12 protein-coding genes, 2 tRNA genes and 1 pseudogene are annotated in these 18,553 nt (G+C 41.7%); 6 read left to right on the top strand and 9 right to left on the bottom strand.

Features of this window, described 5'->3' with window-relative positions:
- Both BM266_RS11030 and BM266_RS11025 read left to right on the top strand, forming a co-directional pair.
- Entirely contained in the window at window positions 1-1,089 is a 1,089-nt protein-coding gene (locus BM266_RS11030; protein WP_093409541.1) for an alkaline phosphatase family protein, read from the top strand.
- A gap of 153 nt (window positions 1,090-1,242) precedes the next feature.
- Window positions 1,243-1,518, top strand: coding sequence for a glycerophosphodiester phosphodiesterase (locus BM266_RS11025; RefSeq protein ID WP_245760427.1), 276 nt, complete (start codon window positions 1,243-1,245; stop codon window positions 1,516-1,518).
- A 428-nt stretch (window positions 1,519-1,946) separates the two neighbouring features.
- Here BM266_RS11025 and BM266_RS11020 read toward each other — a convergent pair.
- The 7 genes from BM266_RS11020 to BM266_RS10995 form a co-directional block, all read right to left on the bottom strand.
- A tRNA-Leu gene (locus BM266_RS11020) sits at window positions 1,947-2,032 on the bottom strand.
- 17 nt (window positions 2,033-2,049) lie between these two features.
- A tRNA-Gly gene (locus BM266_RS11015) sits at window positions 2,050-2,122 on the bottom strand.
- Window positions 2,123-2,297: 175 nt separating this feature from the next.
- Window positions 2,298-4,886 (bottom strand): DNA mismatch repair protein MutS, encoded by a 2,589-nt coding sequence (gene mutS / locus BM266_RS11010; protein ID WP_093409631.1) that lies wholly within the window; start codon window positions 4,884-4,886, stop codon window positions 2,298-2,300.
- A 261-nt stretch (window positions 4,887-5,147) separates the two neighbouring features.
- Window positions 5,148-6,203, bottom strand: coding sequence for a hypothetical protein (locus BM266_RS11005; RefSeq protein WP_139220630.1), 1,056 nt, complete (start codon window positions 6,201-6,203; stop codon window positions 5,148-5,150).
- 351 nt (window positions 6,204-6,554) lie between these two features.
- Window positions 6,555-6,701: a hypothetical protein gene (locus BM266_RS17105; protein WP_175494796.1), complete on the bottom strand. Its 147-nt coding sequence runs from the start codon at window positions 6,699-6,701 to the stop codon at window positions 6,555-6,557.
- A 73-nt stretch (window positions 6,702-6,774) separates the two neighbouring features.
- Window positions 6,775-7,110 (bottom strand): DUF4377 domain-containing protein, encoded by a 336-nt coding sequence (locus tag BM266_RS11000; protein WP_175494795.1) that lies wholly within the window; start codon window positions 7,108-7,110, stop codon window positions 6,775-6,777.
- Window positions 7,111-7,209: 99 nt separating this feature from the next.
- Window positions 7,210-10,365, bottom strand: coding sequence for a S41 family peptidase (locus BM266_RS10995; RefSeq protein WP_245760426.1), 3,156 nt, complete (start codon window positions 10,363-10,365; stop codon window positions 7,210-7,212).
- A 290-nt stretch (window positions 10,366-10,655) separates the two neighbouring features.
- Between BM266_RS10995 and BM266_RS10990 the strand changes: the two genes are divergently transcribed.
- On the top strand, window positions 10,656-11,198 hold the full coding sequence (locus tag BM266_RS10990; protein ID WP_093409531.1) for an RNA methyltransferase: 543 nt from the start codon (window positions 10,656-10,658) through the stop codon (window positions 11,196-11,198).
- 9 nt (window positions 11,199-11,207) lie between these two features.
- On the opposite strand, the gene folK is transcribed toward BM266_RS10990, so the two are convergent.
- Complete coding sequence (gene folK, locus BM266_RS10985) at window positions 11,208-12,341, bottom strand: 2-amino-4-hydroxy-6-hydroxymethyldihydropteridine diphosphokinase (RefSeq protein WP_093409528.1); 1,134 nt, start codon at window positions 12,339-12,341, stop codon at window positions 11,208-11,210.
- 107 nt (window positions 12,342-12,448) lie between these two features.
- On the opposite strand from folK, the pseudogene BM266_RS10980 reads away from it, so the two are divergent.
- Together BM266_RS10980 and BM266_RS10975 are read left to right on the top strand one after the other, a co-directional pair.
- Window positions 12,449-13,133 (top strand): annotated as a pseudogene (locus tag BM266_RS10980) (queuosine precursor transporter).
- Between the two features lie 19 nt (window positions 13,134-13,152).
- Window positions 13,153-15,837 carry an AsmA-like C-terminal region-containing protein gene (locus BM266_RS10975; protein WP_093409525.1) on the top strand — a complete coding sequence of 895 codons (2,685 nt, stop codon included), beginning with the start codon at window positions 13,153-13,155 and terminating at the stop codon, window positions 15,835-15,837.
- 269 nt (window positions 15,838-16,106) lie between these two features.
- Here BM266_RS10975 and BM266_RS10970 read toward each other — a convergent pair whose 3' ends face one another.
- On the bottom strand, window positions 16,107-16,901 hold the full coding sequence (locus BM266_RS10970; RefSeq protein WP_093409523.1) for a DUF2797 domain-containing protein: 795 nt from the start codon (window positions 16,899-16,901) through the stop codon (window positions 16,107-16,109).
- A 113-nt stretch (window positions 16,902-17,014) separates the two neighbouring features.
- On the opposite strand from BM266_RS10970, the gene BM266_RS10965 reads away from it, so the two are divergent.
- Window positions 17,015-18,529 carry a GH3 auxin-responsive promoter family protein gene (locus BM266_RS10965; RefSeq protein WP_093409520.1) on the top strand — a complete coding sequence of 505 codons (1,515 nt, stop codon included), beginning with the start codon at window positions 17,015-17,017 and terminating at the stop codon, window positions 18,527-18,529.
- The last annotated feature ends 24 nt before the right edge of the window (window positions 18,530-18,553 follow it).

The raw sequence follows: 18,553 nt of genomic DNA, 5'->3' as shown, positions 1-18,553 counted from the left end.
ATGAAAAGTATCTTTAAAATTTCAATAGTAGTAATCGCATTTTTTGCTATCCAGCAGGTTAAATCTCAGAATAGCGATAAAATAATAGTAATAACGATTGACGGATTACGTTGGCAAGAGCTATTTGGTGGTGCAGATTCGCTTCTTATTAACAATAAGCAATTTGTAAATAACCCTGAAGAATTAAATGAACTTTTTTGGGCAGATTCTGAAAAAGAAAGAAGAGAAAGCCTTCTACCTTTTCTTTGGAATTATGCAGCAAAGAACGGGGCTATCCTTGGTAACAGATGGGAAAAGAATAAGGTGAATCTTAAAAATAAAATGGTTTTTTCTTATCCTGGTTATAACGAAATTCTAACCGGGCACCCAGACGACCAACGAATTAATAGTAATCAAAAAATAAATAATCCCAATGTTACAATCTTAGAAATTGCCAATAAATCTGAAGATTATAAGGATAAAGTTCTGGCATTTGGAAGTTGGGATGTATTTCCTTACATCATAAATGAAGAGAGAAGTGGCGTTCCGGTAAATGCCGGCTATAGTATGTCTTTAGCAAAAAAACCATCAGATAAAGAGTTATACCTGAATAGAATTCAGGAACAAACTCCAAGAAGATGGGGAAGTGTTAGATTCGATGTGTTTACTCATAATTATGCTCTGGAAGCTTTAAAAAATCAGAAACCAGATTTACTATATGTTGCTTATGGTGAAACTGATGATTTTGCACATGATGGCCGTTATGATCAGTACTTAAAATCTGCTAAGAGAACCGATCAATTCCTTAAAGAAATTTGGGATTTTATTTCAGTCGATCCTTACTACAAGGATAAAACAACCATGTTACTGACCACCGATCATGGTCGCGGCCAGGGGATAGAGGATCATAATTCCTGGCGAAGCCACGGCTCATCAATTCCTGAAGCCGATCAAACATGGTTTATTGGTTTAGGAAAACAAATTAGACCAATAAATGAACAGAAAGAAAACAAGCAATATTACACTACGCAGTTCGCCCCAACAATAGCGAAAATTTTAAATTTAAAATTTGAAAGTGAAGATGGCCCTTTGCCAATTTTAAAGGATTGAGGCTAATAATTATACCGCAAAAAGCAGCTATAGGCTTGAGCCCCCTGTTAAATAGTTAATGTTTAGTTAGTTTTGTTTAATCAACCGTCTCTAAAAAATTTAGAGACGGTTTTTTCTAAAAATAATTATGAAATTATTTAAGATTTTAAGCCTTTGTTCTTTGCTGATATCCTTCTCTGCAAGGATGACGTTAATGAACCAAAAGAAATTCTGAACCAAACCCAGGTTCAAATACAAGGCCATCGAGGCGATAGAGGTAATTTCCCAGAAAACAGTATTCCTGCATTTTTAAGGGCAGTAAAAAAAGGAGCCGATGTGATTGAATTGGATGTGGTAATCTCAAAGGATAAAAAAGTGGTGGTTTCTCACGAAGCTTTTATGCACTCCCTGTACGTCCTAACCACTACAAGGTTGAAACCCGGCAATTAGACAAATTGGACACCCTAAAAAGGTTTTGATTAATCAAACTTTTTCAAGTTGAAGCAAAAAAAGGGGAGGTTACGGGTAGGGCTAATTGTTGTTCGAACGCAAAAAAAAGACCTTTCCAATATTAAAAATCAAAACAATACGCGCGCGCAAGGATTTGAATAATCATACATTTTTTCAAATAATTGTTTACCGCCTGTATGTAAAGAAAATCTAACGACCTAAATAGGCAAGTGTTTTCGTACCTATAAAAAAATCAGTTAACAGATTTAAACTGAATGTTTTTCACACGGTAAAAAGAGAGTTTACCAACCCAATTAAAAAGAGCGCAAAAAGTAGGTACTTTTAATTTCCTTTGTCAAATATTTGTCAACAAGGCATAAAAAAACCCGTAACAGATTGAAAAACAATACTACTACAGGCTTTCTAAGTACTCGGGACGGGACTTGAACCCGTACGGGAATTTCTTCCCATTGGATTTTAAGTCCAACGTGTCTACCAATTCCACCACCCGAGCCTGGGTGTTAATTAAAGAGCGAAAAACGGGATTCGAACCCGCGACCTCCACCTTGGCAAGGTGGCGCTCTACCAACTGAGCTATTTTCGCGTTTTAAAAGAACTCCCACGATTAAATCGTGGTCGCAATTGCTATTGCGGACCTGCCTACTGGCAAGCAGGTGCAAATTTAATATAAATCTTATAATGTCAAAGTCTTTTCAATAAAAAAGAATGGAGTTTTTATGCTCAAAAAACTAAGCGCTTAAGCTTCAATGCATCAGGGCCTAGGTTCTGGCCTTTTTAGCCTTCCCGGCCAGCATTCGCTTGATCTCATTGAGCTTCATCAAAGCTTCCACAGGAGTAAGGGTATCTATATCGATCTGCAGCAATTCATCCTTGAGTTCCTCCAGCAGAGGATCGTCGAGGTTAAAGAAGCTAAGCTGCAACTCGTCTTCAGCCGATTTCTTCAAAATCTCGCCCGAGTCTTCCATAGAATGGGATTTCTCGAGTTTTTCCATGATCTTGTTAGCGCGGTGTAGGACCTGCTGAGGCATCCCTGCCATCCTGGCCACGTGTATCCCAAAACTGTGTTCACTTCCTCCCGGCACCAGTTTCCGAAGGAAAAGCACATTATCCTTCAGTTCTTTTACCGAAACATTAAAATTTTTGATTCGCTCAAAGGTATCGCACATTTCGTTTAGCTCATGATAATGCGTTGCAAATAGCGTCTTTGGCCTGGCAGGATGTTCATGCAGGTATTCGCTGATGGCCCAGGCAATTGAGATCCCATCGTAAGTACTGGTACCCCTCCCAATTTCATCGAGCAGCACCAGGCTGCGGTCTGAAATATTATTAAGAATACTAGCCGTTTCATTCATCTCTACCATAAAGGTCGACTCGCCCATAGAGATATTATCGCTGGCACCCACCCGGGTAAATATCTTGTCTACCAAGCCGACCTCAGCCGATTTTGCGGGCACAAAACTTCCCATCTGTGCCATAAGCACGATTAAGGCAGTTTGCCTCAAAATAGCCGATTTACCACTCATATTGGGCCCGGTGATCATAATCACCTGCTGGTTTTCTCTATCCAGATGAAGGTTATTGGTAACATAATTCTCACCAATAGGGAGTTGCTTTTCGATAACAGGATGTCTTCCTTCCCTGATCTCCAACTCATAGCCTTCCATTATTTCCGGCTTGCAGTAATTTTCTGTCCTCGCCTGAAGCGCAAAAGAGGCCAGGCAGTCCATCCGGGCGATAAGCTGTGCGTTTTGTTGAACAGGCTGGATATAATCACCCATCCACTGTACCAACTGTGCGAACAGCTGCTGTTCCAGATGTAGAATCTTTTCTTCAGCCCCCAGGATCTTAGTCTCGTATTCCTTAAGTTCCTCGGTGATGTAACGTTCGGCATTTACCAGGGTCTGTTTGCGAACCCACTCCTCCGGCACCTTATCTTTATGCGTATTACGCACCTCGATATAGTAGCCGTAAACATTGTTATTGCCTATTTTCAGAGAGGAAATCCCTGTAGCCCGGGTCTCCCGCTTTAACATATTATTCAGGTAATCCTTACCGGAAAAAGCGATCTTGCGCAGCTCATCCAATTCTTCGGAAAAGCCTTCTTTAATGCAGTTCCCTTTCAGGATATTTACGGGAGCCTCCTCATTCAGGCTCTGTCCTATTTTATCCCGAAGCAAATTACAGTCGTTAAGCTGGTCTCCTATCACTTTTATCGCTTCATTCTCCGATTCCAAAGCCAGGGCTTTAATAGGAGCCACGGCATCCAGCGAATGTTTGAGCTGATTTACTTCCCGCGGGCTGACTTTAGTGGTAGCGACCTTTGAGATAAGGCGCTCGAGATCGCTAATCTGTTTTATATGCTGCTGAATTTCTTCCAGGACCTCCGGGTTTTCCAGCAGGAATTCCACCACCTGATGTCTTTGCCTGATCTTTTCCGTGTTCTTCAGCGGAAGGGCCAGCCAGCGCTTCAGTAACCTTCCTCCCATAGGGGAAATGGTTTTATCGATCACGTCCAGCAAGGTCACCGCGTTGGCGGCGGTAGAATGATAAAGCTCGAGGTTTCTTATAGTAAAACGGTCCATCCACACATATTCCTCTTCTGCAATACGATTAACCGCATTTATATGCTGAAGCTTATCGTGGCGGGTTTCGGCCAGGTAGTGCAAAACTGCGCCTGAGGCGATAATCCCTTCTTCCAGATGCTCCACCCCAAAGCCTTTCAGGGATTTAGTTTGAAAATGTTCATTCAGGGTTTCATAAGCGAAGTCTGATTTAAAAACCCAGTCATCGAGGTAAAAACAGTGAAAATCTTCCCCAAAAGAAGCAGCAAAATCCTTTTTGAATTTCTTCTGAATCAAAACTTCACTCGGACTGAAATTTTGAAGTAGCTTATCTATATATTCGGTATTCCCTTGGGCGGTCAGAAACTCGCCGGTAGAAACATCGAGGAAAGAAACCCCCAGTATTTTTTTTCCGAAGTGAACCGCACAGAGAAAATTATTGGATTTGCTTTGCAGCACCTCATCGCTCATCGCTACTCCGGGTGTTACGAGTTCGGTGACTCCCCGTTTTACGATGGTCTTGGTCATCTTAGGATCTTCCAGCTGGTCACAGATCGCTACCCGCTCCCCGGCCTTTACCAGTTTAGGCAGGTATGTATTTAAAGAGTGATGCGGAAAACCGGCAAGTTCAGTACGCTCGCTCCCATTATTACGGTTGGTACACACAATATTGAGAATGCGTGCGGTTTTAACTGCGTCTTCGCCAAAGGTCTCGTAGAAATCGCCCACCCTGAAGAGCAGTAAAGCATCGGGGTACTTCGCCTTAATAGCGTTGTACTGCTTCATTAATGGGGTCACTTTAGGGGATTTCTTTGCTGACACTGCTTTCAGTTTTAGGTAACTGCTAAAGTACTTATTCCTGTTTTTTATCAAAAATTTAAGTTAGGCCTTTTCCCCTAACTTTTTGACAGCTTTTAAAGAATTACCGGAATTTCCGCAATCACAGGGGAAAAACCTGATTCGAATAAAATAATTATACGAAGATTGTTTTGCCCTCAGAAAAACCCCAAAATAAAAACACCTCGAGAGAACTATACTGCAGGGTACCTAAAAAGAATACCCAAGATTAAGAAAGAGCGCATCCATAGGAGGTGTAATTCCATTAAAAAAGATTCCATCAATGGTAGGAGTGATTTCAGTGAGAAGATAACTATTTCCAAGATTTATTTTCAATCCCACTCCAAGATTTGCAGTAGGACCATAACTAAAACTCTTTTCGCTTCCCGTGTTTTCATATTTCTCAATCACATAATTGGTCATTAACAAAACACCAATTCCCAGGCCGGCATAAGCATAAGGCCTTACTATTCCTTTAGCTTTTTGGTATTTTACACCTATAGGAATAAGGCTTAACGTCTGCCAGCGATAATTGGAGGTGCCATTTTTAAAATCAGGGAGTTCTCTATCTTCATTTCCCCAATGCCTGAAAGAAACACCTCTTATGTAACTCCAGTTTGTTGATCTTTCAGTTCGTTGTTTATCTCTATAAATTGAAACACGGAATTGAGTCCCGCCGACAGAATTTTCCATTGGCATACCTACAACTATCTCATAGCGGTTTACCTGTTTTTCTTCATATTCAGAAACCGGGTAATCTTCAGAAAACTGCAAATTATAATTTAGAAGGTCTTCGTAAATCTTTTTTTCGCTGTACCTGACCTCTTTGCGATTTTGATCCTGCTGTTCTGTTTTAATACTGTATAACAAACCTAGGTACTTCCTGTCTTTACGACTGAATTTTTTACCGTCTTCAGAAGTGACATTTTTTTTAGAGGGGTTTATCAAATGTACGGTCTTGTCAATTTCATTATTGGTGATAAACATATCGGGTTTTGCCTGGCTCTTTTTCCTCCATACATAGAGATCTGTTTTTCCCTTTATCAGTCTTTTAGCAAATACAAATCCGGGGTAATTTATCAGATCACTTTTTTGCGTTTTGAAGTTCCTCCCGTTTTCAAAACCAAAGCCTACAAGTTCTTCCGGGGTATATACTTTGAAGGCAGAAGCCTTTAAACTGGTTTTAAAAGTAAAGCTTTTAGCCAGGCGGGCATCGGAGCCTTCCTTGATGAACCCACGGAGGGTATCCGACTTCAAATCAACCATATAACCCGGTTTAAATTCCACTTGAGCAAAAAGGACGGAATTACTGAAAACAAAAAAAGAAAACACTAACCAAAGAGAATTTTTCAATTTAAATATTAAATTATGTTAAAAACTAATTATACCGAATCGTCAAAGGTGCATATAATTCGGAAGTAATCACTTCGTTCGGTATAATATAATTCGGGATATTAAATATTCGGAAGAATTCAACCTCTGGAAATAGCCTACCTCCCAAGATCTAATTTTCATTAAAAAAAGGAAAGAAAAGCCCAATCAGAAAATCAATGGGCGTAGCACCTGTTTCAGTCAGGTTTCAAAGAAAAATTATATATGTAATTTTAAAGAAGGGCTTTAGTCACTCCGGGTTTCGCATTCAGCATTCATTCCTGCTTCATAGCCCTTTTTTATCTCGCCCCGATTTAAAAAAGCGAAGATTAAAAATAGCACAACAATGCCTCCAAGGATAGATAACACCTTACGATCTCTTTGTTTACTCATTAGAAAAGTGAATTACAGTTGGTTAGAAGTCCTCTAAAATAAAAACTTTTTCTTTATAAAGCCTTAAATAAAGCTACACCTTCTCTTTGGAAACTATCCTTACCAGCCTATAAGAAATTGAGGAACCATCCATAGGAGGATTTTTCACCTTCTTTTTCTGCACTTTTATATGATAAATATATCCAGGTTCATAATCAAAGCCTGAAATACTGTCTTCATAATAAAACAGGCTCCAGTCTTCTGTACCTATCTCGTCTCCTTCCTGCACAAGAAGGCAGTTTCCTTCCATCTCACCCACGCATTCCACGGTGTAGCTGTTCACCATCATATCTACCACCTTAACCGTGTCTCCGGTTAAACTGAAGCTAAAAAGTAAAAACACAATCCCCATAAATCCATTCTGTATCATATCCATTTGGTTTTTGCGAAAGATAATATATTTTACCACCCAATGAGAGAGAAACTTTCCCAAATTTGATATAAATAACTGATTTTCAGAGGCATTTCGTTAATTATTCCCCTTCTTTGGGTATTCGGGGGATGGCACTTCTGCCGGCGGATTTTCATCCAGTTGTTTCAGAACGATCTCTATGGCTTTTTCCAGTTGTGGATCCTTCCCATCGATCACTTCTTCCGGCCACTGTTCTACCTCAACATCCGGAGCCACCCCTTCGTTCTCCACACGAAAACCTTCTTCAGTATAAAAAGCAACGTTGGGTGCGGTAACAGAACCGCCGTCTATAAATTCCGGGTAACCCAGCACTCCCACAAGACCACCCCAGGTAGTTTTCCCCACAATAGTGCCCAGATTAAATTTCCTGAACATCCACGGCAGATAATCCCCGCCGGAACCTGCAGTTTCATCTGTGATCATCACCTTAGGCCCCTGTATGGAGGCACTAGGTGATTTAAGGTCCTTTCCATAGCGGAACCTCCAGTGCGCCTGCTCCGGCTTTTTAAGAATATCTATAACATAATCTGCCAGCTGCCCACCGCCATTAAAACGCTCATCTACAATGATAGCCTGCTTATTCGCCTGTGGGAAGAAATAGCGCTTAAAATATTCATGTCCCGCAGTAGCGGTATTTGGCACATACACATAGGCTACCCTGCCGTTAGTGGCTTCATGTACTTTTTTAATATTCCCTTCTACCCAGTCACGATTTCTCAAAGCCCCTTCATTTTCCACCGGAGTTACCTTCACTTTCCTGGAGTTTCGCATGTTGGGATTGGGCCCCACAGTAAGCATTACAATTTTTCCGGCGGTGTTTTCAAAGAATTTATAGATATTATCACCAGCCTTTAATTCTTTTCCATTTACCTCTAGAATATAATCGCCTTCCCTTACATCAACCCCCGGCTCGGTAAGAGGTGATCTCAGGTTAGGATTCCAGTTAAGTCCTCCATAAATCTTTTCAAACCTGTACCTGTCATTTTCAATACTGTAATCTGCTCCAAGAAGGCCACCCTTAATAGATTCTTTGGAATGAAGCTTATCGCCCCTGCTGGAAAATCGATGATGCCCTACTCCTAGTTCGCTGAACATCCACTCCATAACCCGGTAAAGATCACTGCGGGAAGTAACATCGCCAATAAAGGGTTCATATTTCTCCTTCATCGCATTCCAGTCTACCCCGTGCATTCCCGGGTCGTAAAAATAATCTCTGTTAACCCTCCAGGCCTCATTAAAAATGTTGGGCCACTCTGCTACAGGATCTATTTTCACCTGGATTTCCCCGGTTTTAAGAAGGCGTTTTTCCTCGACTTTATCAATTTCAGCTATTCCCCATTTATCTTCTGCCTTATAAAGTATCATCTTCGCATTTGCTGAAATCTCATAGGAAGTTGCCGGCATAATTTCCTTATTCTCCCTTTCCTTAAGATCATACATATTTAGAGTGCCCTTGTTTTGCTCGTGAGGAGGATAGGATAAATAATATAGATTTCCTTCCTTTGGTGAATTGAGGTAAGCATAATTACCTGCAGGAACCGGAACATCCACAATCCTGTTTTCTATCCCATCAAAATCAATTTTAAGGTCAGGGGCTTTGATCTCTTTGTCTTCTTCTTCAGCTTTCTTCTTTTTCTCCTCTTCCTTCTCTGCCTGCTCTATCTTTTCAACATCATTCTCTCTTGCAAAGGGAGATTCAACATCTTTTTGTAAAGTAACCAGGTAAATAGAACTAGTCATTTCCATATCCTGGTTAGATTGATCAAACCAGTTCACAACAGGGCCAGCATCTGTAGAAGCAAGCATGTAAAGGTATTTTCCGCTAGGATCAAACACCGGGCTGGAAACGCTGGAAAAGCCATCTGAAATAGGATAGGATTTGTTTTCAGAAAGAGAATACACATACGCCTGTTCAAAGCTTGTTCCCGTTACTACCGTATAACTTATCCAGTTTGAATCGTGAGACCAGCTGCCAAATAGATCCCGAAAAATCCCGGGCATGTAGCGTTCGTCTTCAGACACTTTTGTTACCCGGCCGGAGTCTGTATTGAGCACATAAAGATTACGGCCATTGTCTACAAAACTAATTTTTTTACTGTCTGGTGACCATCGCGGATAGGCATAAAAACCGGTGCCATCCAGTTCGAATTTCCGTGGCTCCTTTTGTTCACTTTGATCGTGGACGTGAAGGGCATATTCTCCGCTTTCATCACTAAAATAGGCGATGAATTTCCCATTTGGAGACCAAACAGGATATTTTTCATGTACTTCCGGAGTGGATGTTATATTCACAACATCTCCCTTCTCGCCGGGAACAGTAACCACCTCTCCTCTAAAATCCATCACCACTCTGGCACCTGTAGGAGAAATTGAAGCACTGCGTATATACTCATCACCTTTTACAAAACGTGGTCGCAATTCAAGAAGATCTGTCGCGATCCCTATTTGAAGTTTCGTAGTGCTGTTATTTGCCGGATTGAAAGTGTGCAGATAGCCGGCCTGTTCGAAAATGTTCTCATTATCTCCTGCGGAAAGATCCATTACCGGGAAATCTTCATAATTTGTATGTTGGGTAACCTCTTTGGAATTCGTATCGTAACTATACAAATTGAATTCCCCATTTCTATCACTTCTAAAGTAGATTTTATCTCCCAGCCATTGAGGCCTCGTGTCGTTACTTCCGCTTTCAGGCTTTGGGATTTCAATTACAGAATGATCATGAGTATCGTAGATCCAGATGCGGGAGGCCGTACCCCCACGATAGTATTTCCACTGATTGAAAACTTCATAAAGCGGTGTGTAAGCGATGTACCTCCCATCTTCGGAATAATCTGCCCAAAAAGCATTTGGAATCTCCAGTTCTTTAACCTGGCCGCCACTCACAGAGACTTCAAATAGTTTAGTAAACCTATTGGTAAAAACGCTGCGCTGTGAGGCGAAAAGAACGGCATCACCATCTGGGGTAAAGGCACGAACCAAATCATTTCCGGGGTGCCAGGTTAGACGTTCGGGAATACCTCCTGCAGATGAAACTACATAGACATCTGTATTTCCATCATACTCTGCATTAAAAGCTATTGAGCTTCCATCTGGTGAAAAAACAGGATTGGATTCGATCCCGTCGTCTACCGTAAGACGTTTGGGAAAAGAACCATCTTTATTTGCAACCCAGAGATCTTCAGCATATATAAAAGCGATTTGAGTATCACTCATAGCCGGCTTTGAGAGCAGCCGCGTATCTTCCTTATTGATATTTTGAGCTGTGAGGCTAAATGACAGGAAGAACAAAATGGACAGAAGGGAAAAAGAGTAAGTCTTCATAGAAAGAATATATTTTATACTCCTAATATAAAACTAAAATTCTGAAATCCTACGGCCATTGATAAGGGATATATCAAGGTTTTTCCCGCTGCTGGCCAATGTTTTAAGGTTATCCCTAACCTATACCTATCTTTTTACACTTAAGTTGTATAATCCCTCCCATTCTTATTAATTTTGCGGCTATGCAAAACCGGAAATTAAAGAACAGCGAGCTGGACCGCAAGACGGTAGAGGAATTCAAAGAAGCCAGTAAGACTCCTATTATTGTGATCCTGGATAACATCAGGAGTTTGAACAATATCGGGTCGGTTTTCAGAACTTCAGATGCTTTCTTGATCGAAAAGATCTATCTCTGCGGAATCACTGCCCAACCTCCCCATAAAGACATTCAGAAAACGGCCCTGGGCGCTACCGATACCGTAAGCTGGGAATATGCTGACGATGTTATCGAAATCGTGACCGGGCTTCAGAAAAAAGACGTAAAAGTTTATGCCATAGAACAAGCGGAAGGCGCTGTTATGCTGGATGAATTTAACCCGGAAAAAGGTGAAAAACTGGCTGTGGTCTTTGGTAATGAAGTTAAAGGAGTTCAGCAAAAAGTGGTTTCGGCAAGCGATGGGATAATCGAAATTCCTCAGTTGGGCAGCAAGCATTCCTTAAATATAGCCGTTAGTACCGGCGTGGTGCTTTGGGACCTGTTTTCAAAACTTAAAGCGACAAAATAAAATCCTCTTCTAAATTTTTACCTCAATTTCACTTAGCAAATCAAGGTAATCTTTGCGGTTATTTACAAAATCCTTCTCAGAGATATCGATGATCTGTACCCGGAGTTTGGTTTGTGATTTTATGAAGCTAAGATAAGATTTATTGATCTCCACCAGGTAATCGGGCTGGATATTCTGCTCATAATCCCTGCCGCGGGTTTTGATATTTTCCAGCAGGCGATCGGTATTCTGGTAGAGGTAAATATAAAGATCGGGTTTTACCAACTCTTTGTACATCAGATTAAACAGCTTATGGTATAGCGAATATTCATCTTCGTGCAGCGTGATCTTAGCAAAGATCAAGGATTTAAAAACATCATAATCGGAGATCACAAAATCCTTGAACAGGTCGTACTGCGCAAGGTCGTCGACCAGCTGCTGGTAGCGGTCGGCCAAGAAGGACATTTCCAACGGAAAAGCATAACGCTCCTTGTTTTCGTAGAATTTCGGCAGAAATGGATTGTCTTTAAATCGTTCCAGGATGAGCTTGGCGTTGAAATCCTGGGAAATCATCGTAGAAAAACTGGTTTTTCCTGCTCCGATATTCCCCTCAACAGCGATATAATTACAGCCGGTAAACCCAAATTTTCTATTCGGAATTGCAAGCTGCTCGTCTATGGGTGTAACCTCATCAGCATCACTAAGTTGATTCAGCATCCTTTTAATCGAAACATTCAGCACAGGGTGGATCTCCTTTCCTGCGATATCGGCCAGCGGCTGCAAAACGAACCGACGCTTTTGCATATGCGGATGCGGCAGGATAAGATCTTCAGCATTGATGATCTCCTCTTCCTTCATCAGAATATCCAAATCCAGGCTACGATTCTGGTAATCTTTGGAATCACTACGCAATCTCCCTGCTTCGGTTTCAATTTTTAGCAGTTTTTGTAGCACTTTTTTTGCAGAAAAACGGGTGGAAACAGCGATACAGGCATTAAGAAAGTCTTCCCCTTCAAAACCCCAGGCAGGAGTTCGGTAAATTTTCGAGATCTGGTGTACGTCACCAATCTCTTCATAAATTCTGTTTACCGCTTGTTGAAGCAGGCCTAAACGGTCGCCAAGATTGCTTCCCAGCGCTATATATACTAACTTAGGGGATTTCAAACTGAATTAAGAAAAATTTAATAAGGGTTTAGCTGTAAATTTCACAGCAAATTAAGCAAAACAAAACCACATACCCGTAAATTTGTTAGAAGACTTAACAAAAAAATTTGGCAGAACTTTATCCCAAAAACAGGCTTGCAGCACAACGTATTTATTTGATTTTGGGGGGATTGTTTATCGCATCCCTGGTGGTTTCCAACCTGATTTTCCAGAAATTTTTTTCCTGGGATTTTTTCGGGTTGTACACATTTGAGATCTCTGTAGGAATTCTGTCCTATCCCCTCATCATCGATATCATCAGTCATCAGTGAGGTTTATGGGAAAGCAAGGGCAAACCGGGTGGTAACTACAGGCATTTTCGCATCGTTCTTTTCATTATTGATAATCTATACGGCTGATGCAGTATCCGCCACCGAGTGGTCTCCTATAGGCGACGCTCTTTTCAGCCAAGTTTTTGGAGCCACAGCAATCGCATTCCTGGCGTCTATGATCGACTACCTGTTGGCCCAGTATATAGACTGGAAGCGGTTGACCAAAGGCAGGTATTTATGGCTTCGGAATAACTTTTTGACATTTCTGTCTCAGTTTGTAGATACATTTGCGGTCCTGTTTTTGCTTAGCAGCTTTGGAAAGATCGAATGGGAACTATTTGACGCTCTGCTCCTTAGCGGATTTCTTTTTAAGGTGATTATAGCTTTACTTGACACTCCGCTGCTCTATGCCTCCGTATATTTGCTTAGAAGACGTTTTGGGATGAAGTGGAGAGAAGAATTTAAAGAATTAGAATTTTAGTTTAGATAAATATTCAACTATGAAAAAAGTATTCAAAATAATCGGGATAGTCATTTTGGTTCTCCTGGTGATCCTTATCGCTGCGCCTTTTGTATTTGAGGCACAGATCAAGGATTACGTGAAAAAGACCATTAATCAGAATGTTGATGCACAGGTGGAATTCTCTGACATCAACCTCAGCCTGTTGCGGAGTTTTCCCCAGGCCACGGTTGTGATCAAAGATATCAGTGTGATTAACAACGAACCTTTTGAGGGCGACACGCTTGCCTTAGGAGAAGAATTACTGCTGGAAATGTCTATTAATGAATTATTCAAAGGCAGTGGAGAAGCCAAACGCCTCGAGCAGCTTAAACTGAATGAGGGTTATATCAACATCCTGATAGATTCACTGGGCAATAACAATTACGATATCGCTATAGAAGATACCACCGGCACTTCAGATTCTAGTGCGGATTTCAGCTTTGACCTGCAACATTACGAGATCAATAACAGCCGCATCAAATACTGGGATGAAGGGCAAAACCTGCTGCTGGATATAGAAGATCTTAATCACGAAGGAACGGGAGATTTTTCTCTTGCTGAAAGCGAGCTGGACACTAAATCTGATGCCCTGGTCTCGCTCGATTATGACGGGGTGAATTATTTAAACCGAAACAAAGTTGCCCTGGATGCGGTGATCCAAATGGACCTGGAGAATATGCGCTATACTTTTCTGGAAAATGAAGCCACCGTGAATCAGTTGCCTCTAAGCCTTGACGGTTGGGTGCAGGTAAACGAAGACTATAACGAGATGGATATCAGTTTCAAGACCCCATCTTCAGACTTTAAAAACTTCCTGGCGGTAATGCCTGAAAGCTACGCAAAGAATATAGAAGACGTAGAAACCTCGGGGGATTTTATAGTTAACGGAAGGATAAATGGAATCGTTGATGATACTTATATTCCAAAAATAGACATCAGAGCCCAATCCAATAACGCTGGATTTAAATATCCCGACCTACCAAAGAGCGTAGACGACATCAACATAGACCTGAAGGTATTAAATGAAACCGGCCTGGTTGACGACACTTATCTCACTTTCGATAATGTAACCTTTAGAATAGACCAGGACAGGTTCAGCACAAATGGGAGCATAAAAAACCTGATGGGCAATATGTTGGTAGATATGGCCCTAAAAGGAACGATCAACCTGGCCAATCTGGAACAGGCTTATCCGTTAGATTTGGAACAGGACCTTAACGGAATCCTTACAACCGATCTGACCACCCAATTTGATATGAATTCCATAGAAAAAGAACAGTATCAGAATGTGAACAGTCAGGGTACCGCCAATATCAGGGAATTCAGTTATAAATCTCCAGAAATCCCCAACGAAGTGAAGATCGCCAATGCCAATATGAACTTCAACCAGGGAAATGTAAATGTACCTGAACTGAAGCTCACCACCGGTCGCACCGATCTTACGGCATCGGGAGAGATCCAAAATTTGATGGGCTTTCTATTTACCGAGCAAAACCTTAAGGGTAATTTCAGGGTGAACTCAAACACCTTTGCGATCAACGATTTTGTAGTGGCAGAGACTGAGGAAGTCCAAACCGAAGATCCGGAAACCTCAGCCAAAAAAACTCAAAAAGTCCAGACAGGCCGGGAAGCTGTAAAGATCCCCTCATTTTTGGATACCGAGCTTGCCTTTAATATAGGCACGCTTATCTATGACGATCTGGAGTTGAAAAATGCAAAAGGAAAGATCATCCTGAGAGATGAAACAGCCACCCTTCAGAATATTTCTACGGAAATCTTTGACGGAACTATTGGTCTTAACGGAAATGTTTCCACCAGAGAAGCCACGCCTAGCTTCGAGATGGACCTGGATTTAAATGCACTTAATATAGCCGAATCTTTTGCCAGCCTGGATATGTTGCAGGCCCTGGCTCCGGTAGCCCAGGCCTTGCAGGGAAAACTACAAACCAATTTGAAATTGAAAGGTAATCTATACGACGATCTCACCCCGCAGTTACAAACAATTGCCGGAAACGCTCTTGCAGAAATACTAACCGCCGATGTTGATCCAGAAAAATTACCGCTGCTTTCCAGGCTCGACCAGCAACTGGAATTCATTGACCTGGATAACATCGATCTGAGCAAACTGAAAACCTATCTAACCTTTAAAGACGGAATGGTAGAAATTCAACCTTTCGATTTTGATATTAAAGGGATAAATGTTCGGGTTGATGGAAGTCACGGATTTGATATGAGTATGAACTATAACCTCAACCTGGATATTCCTGCCCAACTACTTGGCGGTCAAATAAGCCAAAGCCTGAGCAGTTTAAGCGGAGAGGAACTTAGGGATATGGTAGTAGCCCTGCCAATCGGGTTAAAGGGAACATTCCAGAATCCGCAAATCAATATTAATATGGAACAGGCTGTTAGTCAGTTGACCCAACGCATAGTAGAAAAACAGAAAGACGATCTAAGACAACGCGGAGAGCAGGCGATTAGGGATGTAATTAGCGGTAAAACCGGACAGGAAAAACAAACCGACACCACGACCACCGGGGACACCACGACAACTCCTACAGAAACACCAAGAACGAGGGACACCACGGCCACTCAGGAGCAAAAAGTGAAAGATGCCGCAAGAGACATCCTCGGCGGAATCCTGAAGAAAAAGGACACTAAAAAGGACACTACTAATCAGTAGTATTTAGTTGCACAACCTAAACAGGCCGGCATTTCATTGCCGGCCTGTTTGTTTTTATAAAAAATTATTGGTGTCCGGTAAAAATTAAAATAGTTGCCTGAATCCTTGCAATCACCTGACTTATATATTTCGTCCCGACGGGGCTTCTCTTTTCGATGACAAATTTTTCTATCCAAATATCCTCCCGATGGGACTAAAAACAGCCCCGTTAGGGGCGAAATATGATAGGCATTCTATTTTTATCGGACAATAGTAATATAAAATAAAGGCTATTTCACCTGCAGCTCTATCACAAAACCTTCATGGCCGCGAACATTGAAAACGGTACCATCCTCAAAAAGCAAGTACTGCCCCTTAATCCCCTTAAGCACCCCTTCATAAAACGGAGTTTTACCAAGATTCAGGGTCTTTATTTTTTTAGGAAATTCCAGAACCGGAAATTCAATTTCGGTTTCCTTATTGTTGGCCAGGTAGTATTCCCGGGCTTCTTCAGGGATATATTGTTTCAGGTTTTCACGAATCTCTGCCAGATCAAGGTCCAGCACATCATTGGTGAGCATTTTGCGCCAGTTAGTCTTATCGGAAACATGGCTTTTTAAGGCAACTTCTGTGATTCCTGCAAGGTAACGGTTAGGAACTTCCACGATCTCAATAGCCTCGTGAGCTCCCTGGTCTATCCACCTTGTTGGGATTTGAGACCTACGGGTTACACCTACTTTCACATCGCTGGAATTTGCCAGGTAAACCACGTGAGGCTGCAATTGCGCCCTCTTCTCAAATTCGAGGTCGCGATCTTCTTCGTCGAGATGGGCTTTACTCAGTTCCGGACTTATTACCCAGTCCCCCGCCTGCGGAATGGAGTTAAAACAATCGTAGCAATACCCCTGGCGGAAGATCTTTTTTTGCAGACCACAGTTAAGGCACTGATACCTAAGAAAATTAATGCTTAAGGTCTTCCCGAGTAGTTGATTCATATTGATAAAATCGTCTTCAAAAATGAGGTAATACTGTACCTTATCGGTAATTTCTGTTCTCATTTTTGTAAGCACACCTTCGTATCTCATATATTTTTCTGTATTTTTAACCGAAGTTGATTTGCAGGCTACTCAGTTTAGACTAAATTTAGCCGGCCAACCCCCGCTGATGCTTTGTTCAGCGTATAAAGATATAAAGAATAATGCCAATCCCATTAGTAAACTCCGTTGCTTCCTGGTTTTTAAAGAAGCGTATCCATCAGATGGAGTTATTCATAAAGTACCCTAACGAGGTACAGGAGGAGCTCCTTAAAAACCTTATTTACAAAGCTAAGAATACCGAATTTGGAAAAAAATATGATTTCAGCAGTATTAAAAGCTACGCGGAATTTGCCAGCAGGGTACCTATTCAGCAGTATGAAGATTACCAAGCCTGCATAGAACGCAGCCGGCAGGGAGAAAATAATATCTTCTGGCCTACACCTATTAAATGGTTTGCCAAGTCCAGCGGCACAACCAATGCTAAAAGCAAATTCATCCCGGTAAGTGAAGATTCTCTGGAACTCTGCCATTATAATGCGGGGAAGGACCTGCTTTGCATATACCTCAGTAATAATCCGCAGTCACAGCTATTCACAGGAAAGAGTCTGCGGTTGGGGGGTAGTAAGAAAATTTACCGGACTAACGGCACTTCCTACGGCGATCTTTCAGCCATTTTGATAGACAATATGCCGTTTTGGGCAGAATACAGCAGCACCCCCAGTAACGATGTATCCTTGTTACACGACTGGGAAGTAAAAATGCCCGCTATAGTGAACGAAACTAAAAAAGAAAAGGTTACCAGCCTTGCAGGAGTTCCCAGCTGGATGCTGGTTTTACTTAACAATGTCCTGGAGGCAACCGGAAAGCAAAGTCTTTTTGAGGTGTGGCCAAACCTTGAGGTTTACTTCCATGGGGGGGTTAGTTTTGAACCCTATGGACCTCAATACAACAAGATTCTTCCCAGGGAAGATTTCAGGTTCTATGAGATCTATAACGCTTCGGAAGGATTCTTCGCCTGCCAGGACCGGAATGATTCTAAAGATTTACTCTTAATGCTGGATTACGGCATTTTTTATGAGTTTATTACTATGGACACCTACGGAAGCGAGAGCGAAAAAGTGGTTCCTCTTTCTGAAGTTGAAACAGGAAAAAACTACGCCGTTGTGATCACCACCAATGCCGGGCTTTGGCGTTATAAAATTGGAGACACCGTGCGTTTTACTTCCACAAGCCCCTACCGCATAAAAGTTTCTGGCAGGACCAAACATCATATAAACGTTTTTGGGGAAGAACTCATCATAGAAAACGCTGAAGAAGCCCTGAAAAAAGTTTCTCTGGTTACCAATTGCGAGATCGTGGATTATACCGTAGCCCCTATCTTTATGGAAGGCAGGGAAAAAGGCGCTCACGAATGGATTATCGAGTTCAAGAATGAACCCCGGGACTTTGAGCAGTTTAAGACCGAACTGGATTTGGCCCTGCAAAGCGTAAACAGCGATTACGAGGCCAAACGCTACAACAATATGACCCTGAATATGCCTAGAATTCACCAGGCCCGTGAAAAACTTTTTTACGACTGGCTGAAGAAAAATGGGAAACTTGGCGGCCAGCATAAAATCCCGAGACTTTCTAATTCCAGGTGTTATCTTGAAGAGTTACTTGAGATGAATAAATAAAAAAACCGCCATTTTAGACGGTTT

This window comes from Salegentibacter flavus, from assembly GCF_900115145.1.
GTDB classification, from domain to species: domain Bacteria; phylum Bacteroidota; class Bacteroidia; order Flavobacteriales; family Flavobacteriaceae; genus Salegentibacter; species Salegentibacter flavus.
This window is presented reverse-complemented; position numbering and strand designations above follow the sequence as displayed.